Source organism: Bacteroides ovatus, from assembly GCF_001314995.1.
GTDB lineage: Bacteria > Bacteroidota > Bacteroidia > Bacteroidales > Bacteroidaceae > Bacteroides > Bacteroides ovatus.
In genome coordinates this window covers 3,111,070-3,125,840 of sequence record NZ_CP012938.1, presented here as the reverse complement: position 1 = coordinate 3,125,840, position 14,771 = coordinate 3,111,070, and the positions used below count along the sequence as shown (strand labels likewise).

General features: G+C 44.9%; 7 protein-coding genes. All 7 read left to right on the top strand.

All coding sequences use genetic code 11. The features are described 5' to 3' along the window. Positions 1–14: 14 nt before the first annotated feature. Positions 15–1,613 carry a glycoside hydrolase family 43 protein gene (locus Bovatus_RS12365; RefSeq protein WP_004297728.1) on the top strand — a complete coding sequence of 533 codons (1,599 nt, stop codon included), beginning with the start codon at positions 15–17 and terminating at the stop codon, positions 1,611–1,613. A gap of 143 nt (positions 1,614–1,756) precedes the next feature. Further along, positions 1,757–4,285 carry a beta-glucosidase gene (locus Bovatus_RS12360; RefSeq protein WP_004297730.1) on the top strand — a complete coding sequence of 843 codons (2,529 nt, stop codon included), beginning with the start codon at positions 1,757–1,759 and terminating at the stop codon, positions 4,283–4,285. A gap of 20 nt (positions 4,286–4,305) precedes the next feature. Further along, entirely contained in the window at positions 4,306–6,417 is a 2,112-nt protein-coding gene (locus Bovatus_RS12355) for an alpha-glucuronidase (RefSeq protein WP_004297732.1), read from the top strand. A 656-nt stretch (positions 6,418–7,073) separates the two neighbouring features. Continuing rightward, positions 7,074–8,471 (top strand): IPT/TIG domain-containing protein, encoded by a 1,398-nt coding sequence (locus Bovatus_RS12350; protein ID WP_004297735.1) that lies wholly within the window; start codon positions 7,074–7,076, stop codon positions 8,469–8,471. Positions 8,472–8,498: 27 nt separating this feature from the next. Continuing rightward, entirely contained in the window at positions 8,499–11,594 is a 3,096-nt protein-coding gene (locus tag Bovatus_RS12345; RefSeq protein WP_052587898.1) for a SusC/RagA family TonB-linked outer membrane protein, read from the top strand. Continuing rightward, on the top strand, positions 11,594–13,663 hold the full coding sequence (locus Bovatus_RS12340; protein WP_004297738.1) for a RagB/SusD family nutrient uptake outer membrane protein: 2,070 nt from the start codon (positions 11,594–11,596) through the stop codon (positions 13,661–13,663). Before Bovatus_RS12345 ends, Bovatus_RS12340 begins: the two co-directional genes overlap by 1 nt. A gap of 78 nt (positions 13,664–13,741) precedes the next feature. Next, a complete protein-coding gene (locus Bovatus_RS12335) occupies positions 13,742–14,758 on the top strand; it encodes a DUF4973 domain-containing protein (RefSeq protein ID WP_004297739.1) in 1,017 nt (338 codons plus the stop codon). Positions 14,759–14,771 lie beyond the last annotated feature (13 nt).

Here is a 14,771-nt window from a genome sequence, read left to right as displayed (position 1 = left end):
AGACATACAGATCCATGAACTTCAAGAAAACAATATTATTATTAGGTCTGATGTCCGTTTCTTTAGGAACAGTGGCGCAGCAACGGGAAATTTTTAGCAATCCGGTGATTAATGCCGATGTGCCCGACCCTTCGATGATTCGTGTGGGCGACTATTATTACTTGGTTAGTACTACTATGCATCTGATGCCCGGTTGCCCGGTGATGCGTTCCAAGGATTTGGTGCATTGGGAAACCATTAGTTATGTGTTTCAGAAGTTGACCGACTTGCCTCGTTATGACCTGAAAGAGGGAACTGTGTATGGGCGTGGTCAGTGGGCTTCGAGCATCCGCTATCATAAGGGACAGTTCTATGTATGGTTCTCACCTAATGACGAACCACATCGTGGCTACATTTATACAACCAAGGATCCGGCGGGAGAGTGGAAGCTGGTTTCGCGTCCGCCCCACCATCATGATGCTTCCTTGTTTTTTGACGATGACGGGAAAGTTTATCTGTTTTACGGAACCGGGCAGTTGCGTCAGCTTAAGAGCGACCTCAGTGATGTGGCACCGGGAGGTATAGATATGAAGATATTTGAACGTGATGCCGATGAACAGGGATTGCTCGAAGGAAGCCAGGCTTTTAAATATAACGGAAAGTATTATCTGATGATGATTTCTATGGATTGGGGCATACCGGGGCGGCTTCGTCGTGAAGTGTGCTACCGTGCCGACCGGATAACCGGGCCTTACGAAAAGAAGGTGATTCTTGAAACGGAATTCCAAGGCTATGGTGGTGTAGGGCAGGGTTGCATCGTGGATTCTCCGCAAGGCGACTGGTATGGCTTCATCTTTCAAGACCGGGGCGGCATAGGACGTGTGCCCACGCTGATGCCTTGCCGTTGGGAGGATGGCTGGCCTATGCTGGGCGATGCCGACGGTCGTGTGCCTGAGAAAATGACTCTGACCACTTATCCCGATGCTTGCAAAGGAGGAATCATGGGAAGTGATGATTTTTCCGCCTCCAATTTGTCGCTCTATTGGCAGTGGAACCATAATCCGATGGATGATTGTTGGTCGTTGACCGAACGTCCGGGATTCATGCGACTGAAAACGGGGAGGGTAGTGGAAAACCTGTTTTTGGCGCCCAATACTCTGACTCAGCGTATGAGCGGTCCCCGGTGTAGTGGAGTGGTGGCGATGGATGTATCGAAAATGGCGGATGGCGATGTGGCGGGATTCAGCGCTTTCAACGGATTGTCGGGTGTGCTTGCTGTGGAGAAGAAAGCGGGAAAGAAGTCATTGGTGATGTCGTTTCAGTCGGTCAGCCTAGCAGATAAGGACAAACGGGTGACGGAAGTGAAGACGGAAGAGAAAGAACGTGTGGAATGCTTGAACGATGTGGTCTATCTGCGTATCGACGGTGACTTCACGAAAGGAAAGGATGAAGCGACTTTCTACTATAGCTACGACAACAAAACGTGGAAGCGGATAGGCTGCCCTTGCAAAATGAAGTTTGATCATACCAAAATGTTTATGGGCAGCAAATTCGCTATCTTCAATTATGCCACAAAGTCGTTGGGAGGCTATGTGGATGTAGATTCTTTTTGGAGGGATTGTTTTCTCAAGTGATGTATTATAATTCCATTTTTTTGTATCCTATGTTTACGGCGGTGTGTTTTCTGTAGTGTTGGTTGTTTGATGCTTCACTGCTATTCTGCCGGCTAAGCGCTACTTTTGTCATTGAAAGAAACATCAATAACAAAAGTAATATTATGAGAAATTTCTTCAAAAAAATGGTTGTACTGTCTGTAGGGTGTCTCACACTACCTTTGTGGGCGCAACCACATCGGGAGGGTGTGCAACAGAAACTACAAAGTTTATCGGTCGAACAAAAAATTGATTTGCTTTGTGCCAGATACCCCGGAGTTCCGCAAGAGGGATTGGCTAAGTATGATTGGTGGAGCGAGTGTTTACATGGAGTAGCTCGTGCCGGTAAGGCCACGGTGTTTCCCAAGCCTATCGGCATGGGCTCTACATGGGATGCGGAGTTGATTCATCGCATTGGCATAGCAATAGGTGATGAGGCGCGCGCCAAGCATCATCAAGACGTGCGTGAACATGGCTATAGCGATCGCCATTATGGACTTACCTTCTTTTCTCCTACTCTTAACATTGCGCGCGATCCGCGTTGGGGGCGTACTACTGAATGTTTCAGTGAAGACCCGCTGCTTACATCGGATATGGGTGTCTCATTTATTAAAGGTATGCAGGGTGATGATCCCTACTATTTAAAAACCGTAGCTACAGCTAAACACTTTGTGGCCAACAATGAGGAGAATCGCCGGTTGGGTGGTTCGGCTATCGTTGATGAAGTGTCATTGCGCGAGTATTATTTCCCAGCATTCAGGGATGCGGTGGTGCGCGGATATGTTAAATCTATCATGGGAGCCTATAATGCCTTGAACGGTATACCTTGCTGTGCCAACTCCATGCTGCTTACTGATGTATTGCGTAAGGAGTGGGGCTTTGAAGGGGTGGTTATCTCTGACGGTTCGGCTATTGACAAACTTTATACACATCATAAATATGTACCTAATCTGGAAGAGGGAGCCGCCTTGGCATTGAGGGCTGGTTGCGATATGTCGTTGAGAGATGAATATCGTCCCGGACTGAAGAAAGCCTATCATAAAGGACTCATTACGGAACACGACTTAAATGTAGCAGTTGCACGCGTGCTCGACTTGCGCGCTCGACTCGGATTGGATAAAGGTACTGACCAAGGCAATCCTTATAAAAATACGCCATACAGCGTGGTAGAATGTGAGCGTCACCAGCAACTCGCACTCGAAGCGGCGGAGAAATCTATGATTCTGCTGAAGAATGAAGGGGTATTGCCGCTGAAACCGGATGCGTCCAAGCGAAAATTGAATATTGCTTTGATAGGTGATGCCTTTAAGTCTGTTTACTATGGTGATTACAGCGGTATGCCTGAATATAATCGTACATTGCTTGAAGCTTTCACACACGATGCGGGCAGGCTGGCCAATCTTACTTGGATGGGGGAGCGATCTCAAGAAGTGTTGATTCCATCCCACCTGTTGACACAAACGGCTGACCAAGCTTACGATGGTATTTTAGGTTTTACGGCTCGCTATTATGAAGGTACTAAGGTGGGGAAAGAGGCGGCATTGACACGCCAGGATCTTACGCTCGACTTTAAGCTTGCTGAGGATGCCGCTTTGAAACAAAAGGAAGTGCGTGCTGCTAGCTGGACATCTACGCTCAAGGCACCACAATCTGGAAGATACATGTTTTATTTGGAGGCTTCGGGGCGTGGTAAATTGTTCATCAATGGCAAACAGATGTTGAGTAAATATAACGGGCATCGGTTCAAGACTTCGTGTGAGGTTGTCTTGAAAGAGGGTGAGGAATATAAACTGAAAGTGGATTGTGAGGAGCTGAACACCCAAATGCCCATTCGTCTGACGTGGACGCCTCCTTTCAAAGGTACGGATGACACGCCTGCCAAACTTGCCAAACGTTCGGATGTGGCTATTCTTTTTGTGCGCGATGATAATTCTTCCGAAGGTCGCGACCGTAAGAATTTGAACTTGAGCGATGCGCATATCGAATTGATAAAAGAGGTGTGTGCTGCCAATCCTAAAACAATCCTTCTCTTAGGAGGCGGTTCTACTTTAGCGCTGAAAGATATTATTGAGGGGCCCGCTGCTTTACTCAATGTATGGATAGCTGGTCAGGGTGAAGCCCAAGCCATTAGCAATATCCTCTTGGGCAAGACCAATCCCAGCGGTAAGACTGCCGTAACCTTTTGTGCCGACGAGTCGGAACTGCCGGCGCTCGATGATTATGACATCACCCATGGACGCAGTTATCAATATTTCAAAGGCAAAGAACTTTTTCCCTTTGGATTCGGCTTGAGCTACACAAACTATCAATATGGTAAGCCAAAGATGAAACATCGTAAACTACAGCAAGGCGACAAGGTAGAAGTGTCTGCCGAAATCAGAAATACTGGTAAATATGCAGGCGAAGAGGTGGTACAATGTTATTTATCATCGCCAACTTGGCAGAAACAGGGACTCAAGCAAAAACTCGTAGGTTATCAGCGTGTGTCATTGAAACCGGGACAAGCAAAAACTGTAAAATTCTGTATTCAGGAAGAACAGTTGAAACGCTGGAATAAGGATAAAGATGAATGGGGCTTGAACGGAAACCAATATAATTTGTCGGTAGTTCCCTGTTCGAATCAGCAAAATGCCGTGTCGTTTACCTATCGTTAAACAATTAAGTAAGTCTAAGTATGGTTAAAAAGAAATTTTTAGTTTTATGTCTCTTCTGCCTCATGGACTTCCCCCTCTTGCAAGCAGAAGATGGTAGTAAATTATGGTTGCGGACTCCATCCGCCAATCAGTGCGAGCCATTGGAGATGGATGTAGTATGTAAAGGGGTTGATAAAAATCATCCCACCATGAAGATTGCGATGCGCGAGTTACAAGAGGGCGGATGGAGTCAACGTATAGAGTACAAACTGGTAAAAAGAAAAAGTTCAAAGGCGAAGCCCCCAGCTGTTGATGAGGAGTACTCAATCTATACAGATGCCGATGGAAAAGCGTTGTTGACTTCAGCTTCCACACAGGGCTTGCTATATGCCACTTACGATTTGTTGCGCCATAAGGCTTGTGGTGAACCTGTTGAATGTATAAATAAGGTGGAAAAGCCCACTTATGCCTTGCGTGTACTTAACCATTGGGACAATTTGAATGGAACTATTGAGCGTGGATATGCAGGAAATTCTCTGTGGAAATGGGAGGAGATGCCTCAAACTATTTCGCCTCGGTATGAGCAATATGCACGGGCATGCGCCTCGGTAGGTATCAACGCCTCGGTGCTGAATAACGTAAACGCTTCGCCCGAAATGCTGGCTACTGCCTATCTTCAGAAGGTGAAAATTCTGGCCGACATCTTTCGCCCTTATGGGGTGAAGGTTTATCTTTGTGTAAATTTTGCCTCGCCCAAAGAGTTAGGTAAACTACCTACAGCCGACCCTATGGATGAGAAGGTGATAGCCTGGTGGCAGGATAAGGCGAAAGAAATCTACCAATTAGTGCCCGATTTTGGAGGCTTTTTGGTGAAAGCCAATAGTGAAGGAAAGCCTGGTCCCTGCGATTATGGTCGTACCCATGTGGATGGAGCCAATATGTTGGCCGATGCGCTGCGTCCCTATGGTGGCATTGTGATGTGGCGCTCCTTTGTTTATAAAGCTGCCAGTGAAGACAGGGCTATGCAGGCTTTATTGGAATTTGAATCGTTGGATGGCCGGTTTCGCGATAATGTGATTCTGCAAATCAAGAATGGACCTGTCGATTTTCAGCCTCGCGAACCATTCAATCCACTTTTTGGTCGTATGCCTCATACACAACAGATGGTGGAATTTCAAATCACGCAAGAGTATTTAGGTGCTTCTAATCATCTGTTTTATCAAGCCCCTTTGTGGAAAGAATGTTTGGATGCAAATACTTATTGTAGACAATCGGATAGTTCTGTTAAACCTACCGTGGCAGGCATTACAGCCCAAAGGCTGCATGGCTTATCGGCCATTGCCGGTGTAGCGAATATCGGTGATGACATCAATTGGTGTGGACACCATTTTGCACAGGCTAACTGGTATGCGTTTGGCCGATTGGCTTGGAACGAACAACTCACTTCGGAAGAAATAGCCAAGGAATGGTTAAAGCAAACCTTTACGGACAATACTGATTTTGTGAAATCGGCCTCTCAGCTTATGCTTGATACGCGCGAAGCATTGGTCAATTATATGATGCCTATCGGCTTGCATCATATTTTTGCCGAAGTGCACCATTATGGTCCGGCTCCTTGGTATACCGAGAAGGGAATGCGAGCCGATTGGTCACCTCTTTACTATCATAGATCCGACTCTCTTGGCATTGGTTTTGACCGAACAGTAGCTACTGGTAGTGGGGGTACCGCACAATATGCTTCACCCTTGTTTGATATGTGGGAGAACCGTGCCACTTGTCCTGACGAGTATCTGCTTTGGTTTCATCGGGTAGGATGGAATGAAAAGTTACATAGCGGCCGCACACTGTGGCACGAGTTATGTCATCGTTATCAAACGGGACTGGAACAGGCACGAGGATTTCAAAAACGATGGGATGCTCTGCAACCCTATGTGGATAAAGAACGGTTTGAGCATGTGCAGCATAAGTTGAAAATACAAACGCACGATGCCCAATGGTGGAAGGATGCCTGTTTGCTTTACTTTCAAACATTTCATCATTTGCCTTTCCCCAGCGATTATGAACGTCCTGTTTACGACCTTGAACAGCTAATGAATTTTCACATAGGATTGAGCTTGCATGGTTGCCCTACTCGTCAGCAACTAAGGTTGTAATATACGATTCTGTATCCGTTGGCGGAATTAAATTATAGATACAGATTAAGTAGGAAAGATAGAAAAGCTAAATCGTCCCACCATGGAGAAAAATGCAGGTTTATATCTTAATGCATATAAAATAGAGACTCATTGGTAGGCTTAAACAATTGAGTTTTCTCCTTTTGGAACCGGTTTGATTCGTTTTATTGGCGGGTATGTTTGATGTTTACCGATTTATGTATCCTGCTTGTATCTGGATGTTCGATATGTATGGAAGCATGTTTTGTTTTGCGACATAGTTGGTCGAATTTATCATACTTTTGTATTGTCACCCAAATGAAATAACTGATTTGTTTAAACCCTGAATGAAAATAAGGATAATACAATCATCACAAGGAATAGATATAATTTTAAGAAGGAATGGATATATTTTTTTAAGGTTGTTTCAAAATAGGTATAATTTTTAAAGCAGTTTTAATAGGTGTTTCCTTTTATAATAAAGGAAATGGGGTTGTTTAAGGATAAAAAATAAAGTCTTTTTGTTAAACTTTAAATAATAATTATTATGTCCGGATGAATAACACATTATATCGAGCGTATTCAAGTTAAGTCGGCTCGATTGTCTAATTATTGATTGTTACTTAAATTAATAACTATTTTAAAATTCACAGTGTATGATACAGGTTACAAGACGACATGTATTTTCTAAAGCGTTGCTGCAGAAGACATTATTTGTGGCGGGCTTAGTCCTTTTTTCTTCTTGTTACAAGGGCAGTACCTTGGATGTAAATCAGGATTCGGGTACTCCGTTCAATCCTAAAGAGGAGATTGTAGTAGAGAAGTTTCTGCCTACCGAGGGGCGTAAAGGGACTCGTGTAGTGGTATATGGCCGAAATTTCGGTAACGACGTGAGTAAAGTAAAAGTTACGATTGGCGGCTATCCCGCCAAAGTTATCAATGTAAAGGGCGAATCGTTGCTTTGCATTTGTCCATCGAAAGCTTATGAAGGAGATGTAAAAGTCTCTGTTGTTGGTGATGACGAGGCTGAGCTGAAGAGCGGTGTGTGTGAAGCCAAGTTTGATTACCAATATAATTATGTGGTAACCACCTTCTTGGGCAAACTTTATGAGAACAATACCAAATGGGATGTGCTGGCCGGTCCGTTTGACGATTGTGGTGCATTTGACAACATTTGGCGCATGATGTTCGATCCTAACAGCAATTATGATGACCTCTATTGGGTTGGTCAGAGAGATGCTTTCCGTCATGTGGATTTCGTGAATCAATATGTAGATATCAAAACTACCAATATTGGGCAATGCGCAGATGTGAACTTTACGCTTAATGGCGATATGGTAGTGGTGGACGATCAAAGTTCGGATACAAATACCGGTATTTATCTGTTTACCCGTGCCAGTGGGTTTACCGAACGTTTGTCTCTTTGTAATGCTCGTGGAGCAAAGACGTGTGCCGTTCATCCCCAAAATGGAAAAATCTATTATACACGTTATCACCATGCTATGATATCATCTTACGATCCGGCTACAGGCACGTTGACTGAAGAGGAGGTAATGATGGATACTAAAGGCTCAAACTTCCACATCGTTTGGCATCCCACAGGTGACTGGGCTTACATCATCTACAATGGCAAACATTGCATCTATCGTGTGGATTATAATAGAGAAACCGGAAAATTGGCTGTTCCCTATATTGTATGCGGACAACATAGTAGCCCAGGATGGGTTGACGGAATGGGCACAGGTGCACGGTTGTGGGGGCCAAACCAAGGTATTTTCGTGAAGAATGAAGCTTATGCCGGCGAAGAGGATGAATACGACTTCTACTTCTGCGATCGTGATAGCCATACTGTTCGTGTTCTCACACCCGAAGGTCGTGTGACAACCTACGCTGGTCGCGGTAATAGCCGTGAATGGGGTTATGTGGATGGAGAACTTCGCTCTCAAGCACTCTTCAATCATCCCACCAGTATCGCTTACGACATGAAACGTAAGTGTTTTTATATCGGTGACTGCGACAACCATCGCGTACGCAAAATTGCGCCGGAAGAATAATTAATAATCGTAACATAACCATAAGATATGAAAAGAATACTACTATTTATATGTGCCTTGTTGACTTCTTGTCTGAGCATGATGGCGCAGGGTAGCCTTACAGTTACGGGTAAAGTGATAGATGGAACGAACAACGAGCCTCTGATAGGTGTGAACGTAAGCATCAAAAATGAGCCCGGCTTGGGTACCATTACAGATATCAACGGAAAATATATTATTAAAAATGTAAAACCTTACAGTATTTTGGTGTTTACCTACGTTGGTTTCGCAACAGAAGAAATTCAGGTAAAGGACAAGTCTAAAATTGACTTAGTAATGAAGGAAGATGTCAATAATATCATTGATGAGGTGGTGATTACAGGTACTGGTCTGAAGAAGAAAGTAAACTTGACAGGTGCTATCACCAATGTCAATGTAGAATCGTTGAAGTCCAATCCCGGAGGCTCTATCTCGACGTCACTGGCGGGTGTTGTGCCCGGTGTACAGGCTATTACTACAAGCGGTAAACCTGGCAGTACGTCGGAATTCTGGATTCGTAGTATCTCGACATTTGGCGCCAATGCATCGGCTTTGGTACTGGTGGATGGATTCGAACGCAACCTTGACGAGATTAACGTAGAGGATATCGAGTCGTTCTCGGTGCTGAAAGATGCTTCCGAAACAGCTATCTACGGTAGTCGTGGCGCCAATGGTGTGGTGCTCATCACTACGCGTCGCGGTAAGAGCGGTAAAATTAACATCAATGTGAAGGGGGAAACATTCTATAACCAACCCACCAAGTTGCCCGACTTTGTCGATGGTTACCAATATGCAAGTATGGCCAATGAGGCGCGTATTACACGTAATCAGGATCCCCTTTACTCTCCCGAGGAGTTGGAAATGTTTCGTCTGCAACTCGACCCCGACCTGTATCCTTCGGTCGATTGGCTTGATGTGATGATGCGCAACGGATCGTGGAGCGGACGCGGATCGATCAGTATGACCGGTGGTGGTAATACGGCTCGCTACTATGTGGGTGGTAGCTTCTTGAGTCAGCAGGGTCTGTACAAGACCGATGCTGTGATGAAAGATTACGACACCAATGCCAACTACAATAAATGGAACTACCGTGTGAATGTAGATATTGATGTCACCAAAACAACGCTGCTGAAGTTGGGCGTAGCCGGTGCACTCGATACTCAAAAAGATCCCGGTACAGGTACGTGGAATATCTGGAATGCCCTTATGGGGTACAATCCCATTCTGGTACCTGTCATGTATTCCAACGGATATGTACCTACGTACAAGGATGAAGGTGGTGGCGGTTTCAACCCTTGGGTGCAAGCTACGCAGACAGGTTATCGCGAAAGTTGGAACAACAATATGGAGTGTACGCTTGAACTGCAGCAGAAACTCGACTTCCTGACCAAGGGCTTGAGCTTTAAGTTTCGTTTCGGTTATGACACCTACAATTCCAACTGGAAGAACTTCATCAAGTGGCCCAATCAATATCGAGCTACACCGCACTACCGTGACGAGAATGGTGAATTGCTGTTTACTCGTATAGTAGAGGAGAAGAAGATGGAACAGACTTCTGGTTCGAATGGCAGTCGTAAGGAGTTCCTTGAATGGCAATTCGACTATTCACGAGTGTTTTTTTCAAACAATTATGTGAATGCAGTGCTGAAGTATAACCAGCAAGCCGAGATCAAGACACAAAACGTAGGTTCAGACATTCAGAATGGTATAGACCGTCGTAACCAAGGTTTTGCCGGACGATTCGACTACAACTGGAAGCACCGTTACTATGTAAACTTCAACTTTGGTATTACCGGTTCGGAGAACTTCCATAAAGATAATCGTTGGGGCTTTTTCCCCGCCGCGTCTGCCGCATGGAACATTTCGGAGGAACCCTTTATGAAGCGCCTCTTCCCTTGGTTAGACCTCTTTAAGGTACGATACTCTTGGGGGAAGGTAGGCAACGACAATATCGGTCAGCGTTTCCCCTACCTCTATACACTGAATACAATGGGTGGATTCAATTCCGGAGACTTCGGATATAGCCGTGGCTGGGAAGGAAGAAAATACGACCAATTGGCATCTACTGATGTGAGTTGGGAAGTATCGACCAAGCAGGATGTAGGTATCGACTTCGCTATCTTCAATGACATGTTCACAGGTACAATCGACTACTTTAAGGAGCACCGTACAGGTATCTATATGAGCCGCAACTATTTGCCATACTATGTCGGTTTGCAGAGCAATCCTTCGGCCAATGTCGGTGAGGTGAAAGCGCACGGTATGGATGGTAACATTGCGTTTAATAAGGAGTTTGGTGATGTAAGCGTGACGCTGCGCGCCAATATGACGGTCAGCAAGAATGAAATCGTAGAACGTGATGAAATGTCGGATGTATATGAGTATCGTTTGCAAAAAGGACATCGCGTAAATCAGGCCAAGGGACTAATCGCTTTGGGACTGTTCAAGGATTATGAAGAAATCCGTAACTGGCCCAACCAAGGAGATGTAATGCCCGGCGATATCAAGTATAAGGATGTGAATGGTGATGGTAATATCAACTCGGAAGATGAAGTGGCTATCGGTGCTACCACCAAGCCAAACTTGACCTATGGATTCGGTGTTACGGCCAAGTGGAAAGGTTTCGATGTAAACGTGCATTTCCAAGGCGTAGGTAAATCATCTTATTTCATTAATGGCTCAAGTGTGTGGATGTTTACTAATGTAAACGGTGATGATAATACGGCCTGGGGGAATATCCTGTCGGCTATGGCTTCGGGTAACCGTTGGATTTCGCACGAGATTTCTGGTACAATGGATACGGAAGATCCCAATGCTGATTATCCCCGCTTGTCGTATGGCGGTAATAGTAACAACTATCGCAATTCGACATTCTGGTTGCGCGATGGTTCTTACCTCCGCTTGAAGACATTGGATGTAGGTTATTCATTACCCTCTAATGTGGTAAGAAAAATCCATTGTAACAGTGTGCGTTTCTTCTTTATCGGAACTAATCTCTTGACCTGGTCGAAATTCGACTTGTGGGATCCTGAAATGGGATCGAGCGATGGTAAGAACTATCCGCTCAACAGATCTTATTCTTTAGGTGTTTCAATTAATTTGTAATGATTATGACAACAAATAAATACTTCAAAATAACAACGATGGCACTTATCCTATCGGGAGGTGCCGCACTGACGGGTTGCGCCGACTATTTGGATACGGATTACCTCTTCAAGGAGCGAATGACCATCGAGGATATCTTCTCCAATCGCGACTATACCAACGAATGGCTTGCCGGAGCTTACAATTTCTATGGTGATAAACATTTGCAGGAAATATGTAGTCAGGAGGGTGGAAGTCCCTTTAACTTTTCGGACGATATGGCCTACGGTGATAATTGGGGAAGCAACCGTTATGGTAGCTGGCGCAACGGGTCGTACGGTGAAAGCGGCTTGAACGACAACAGTAAGCAGGTATGGCAATTGTGCTATAAAGGCATCAATCAGGCGCAAGTATTTCTACAGTACATTGATGGGAATATGCAGTTTAACGATGTGGAACGTGCCGACCTCCGTGGTCAAGCATACTTTCTTGTTGCTTATTACTATTGGCATTTGCTTCGTATGTTTGGTCCCATTCCGTTGCTTAAAGAGCCGGTGGATTACTTACAAAGTTATGATGAAATCTCGCACTCGCGTAACACCTATGACGAGTGTGTGGAGTATATCAACGAGTGCTTATTGAAATCTGCCCGCGATCTTCCTCTTCGGCGTTCGCTTCAGGATCTTGCTCGTCCCACGCGTGGTGCTGCTTTGGGATTGCGTGCACGAGTGTTACTTTATGCAGCCAGTCCGTTGATGAATGGCGAGGCTCCCGAAGCTTATGCCGCACAGCTTATTGATTATGATGGTAAGCGTCTGCTTCCCACAGAGAAAGACGAATCGAAATGGGCAAAAGCGGCAGCTGCGGCCAAAGATGTGATGAACCTGCAAGTGTATAGTCTGCATGTCGCATCTCGCCGTTCGACGGCCGATGCTGTCAATCCATTGGCTTTCCCAGCAACTATTGAACCGGTTTATGATGAGAAGTTCTCCAATTTGGCATGGCCCGACGGCTGGATGAATATCGATCCCATGGAGTCGTATCGGCAGATATTCAATGGTGAGTTGGCGGCCAATCAGAATAAGGAACTTATTTTCTCACACTTGCAGAATTGCAGTGGTGATAATAATCTACGGAGGCTTACTTTTAACCAAATGCCAGCTGAAGCCAAAGGTCGAAATACCAATTGTATGACAATCAAGCAACTTGATGCTTACTATATGGCTGACGCTACCAATGCTCCGGGTAAAGACAAAGAGTTAGGACGGAATACCGATGATACGGAGCGCCTTACCGGATATATGTCGTCGGAGGTTCGCAAGAACTATAAATATTGTGACATTCCCGATGACGTGTCTTTGCAATTCGCCAATCGCGAGCCTCGTTTCTATGCATCAGTAGCTTACAGTGGTTCTATCTGGCATATGCTTGATTACGATGAAACACTTGATGAAGAACCGGATGTGCAGGTGTTCTATTACCGCGGTAAGCTGAGCGGTGGACTTGCAACAGGCATTGGGATTAAGAAGTATGTTGGTCCGTATGACATCGTGGGTGCTCACAGTGACGTAGGTCGTATCAGAAATAAATATACTCCGGACATGCGTTATGCCGAAATCCTCTTAATTTATGCCGAAGCATTGAACGAGCTTTCTGTCTCCTATGACGTGAAATCGTGGGATGGCAGTACGACCTACAGTATTAGCCGTACACCCGATGAATTGAAGAAGGGTATTCAACCTATCCGTATCCGTGCTGGTTTACACGACTATACCGATGCTGTTTATTCAGAACCGGCTTTGTTCCGCGATAAGTTGAAACGTGAGCGTCAGATCGAACTCTTTGCTGAGGGACATCGTTACTTCGACTTACGCCGATGGCTGGATGCCGAGGTGGAGGAATCCACCATTGTATATGGTTATAACACACAATGTACGGAAAAGATGCGCGACTTGTTCTATGTGCCTGTCGCAATTCAGAGCTTCCCATGTGCGTTCTCACAGAAGATGTGGTTTTGGCCTATCCATCATGATGAGTTACGACGTAACAAGCGCCTTACCCAAAATCCGGGTTGGACTTATCCGCAATAATCCGGGATGAGATATTAAATATAGTGTGGCTTCGTCCCGCTTGATGTATATAATTATTTTTAACGATAATATCATAGTATGAGAACGATATATAAATTATTACTTGTAGTACTGATTGGAGGTGGCACTTTGTCTTCATGCAATGACGAATGGACCGATGAGCAATTCAAACAATTGATATCTTTTAAGACTCAACCGGGCGGATGGGGCGTTACGGATGTGCATGTGCGATATGCTAATTCCGCAAAATATACGTACAATTTGCCCGTACTGGTGAGTGGATCGACCGATAATACCGACGATCGTTTAGTTTCGTTTAGCCTGCGCGACGATACACTTGATATCCTCAATTTCGAGAAATTCGGTAATCGCCCCGAACTTTACTTTAGGGAATTGCCTCAAAAGTATTATTCTTTCCCGAAGGAATTAACCATTCCGGCAGGTCAGAGCCATGCTTTACTTCCGATTGAATTTTCGTTGGACGGCCTCGATGATTCGCAAAAATGGGCGTTGCCCCTAAAGGTATGCGAGGATGCTAACGGCACTTACGCTGTAAACCCGCGCAAGTACTATCGTACGGCGGTGCTTCGTCCGATTCTCTTTAATGAGTTTTCAGGACGTTTTTCCGGATCGAGCCTTTTGGGCACGATGGCAGGTGAATCGGATATTAAGTTCAGTTCGACCGAAATTAAGCTTAATGTAGTGACTGACTCTATCGTCTTCTTCTACGCAGGTCAGCGTACCGAGGATTACGAGGATAGAATCAACTACAAAGTGTTCCTGCAATTCACAGGAGATAAGGTGGATTCTAAAAAAGATCTTTATAAAATGAAAATATGGGCTGAGAATGAGAAGTTGAAGTTCAATTCTTATTCTACCCCTACTTATAAAGTGTCATCGGAGATGGACGCTACTAAAACCTATCTGAAGCATACATATATTGTAATATCAGATATTGACTTTGATTTTGTAGACTACACAAGTGTACCCAATTATGAAATAGAATATAATATGAAGGGAGGCTTGTCAGTGTCGCGCGACTTGGATACGCGAAAACCTGATGAAGATCAAGGAAGTGACTCCAAATGGTGGTAAATAGTAGCAAATA

Excerpts from the sequence above, each read along its gene's own strand:
- Bovatus_RS12365 (WP_004297728.1), top strand. The coding sequence starts at position 15 with ATGAACTTCAAGAAAACAATATTATTATTAGGTCTGATGTCCGTTTCT.
- Bovatus_RS12360 (WP_004297730.1), top strand. The coding sequence starts at position 1,757 with ATGAGAAATTTCTTCAAAAAAATGGTTGTACTGTCTGTAGGGTGTCTC.
- Bovatus_RS12355 (WP_004297732.1), top strand. The coding sequence starts at position 4,306 with ATGGTTAAAAAGAAATTTTTAGTTTTATGTCTCTTCTGCCTCATGGAC.
- Bovatus_RS12350 (WP_004297735.1), top strand. The coding sequence starts at position 7,074 with ATGATACAGGTTACAAGACGACATGTATTTTCTAAAGCGTTGCTGCAG.
- Bovatus_RS12345 (WP_052587898.1), top strand. The coding sequence starts at position 8,499 with ATGAAAAGAATACTACTATTTATATGTGCCTTGTTGACTTCTTGTCTG.
- Bovatus_RS12340 (WP_004297738.1), top strand. The coding sequence starts at position 11,594 with ATGATTATGACAACAAATAAATACTTCAAAATAACAACGATGGCACTT.
- Bovatus_RS12335 (WP_004297739.1), top strand. The coding sequence starts at position 13,742 with ATGAGAACGATATATAAATTATTACTTGTAGTACTGATTGGAGGTGGC.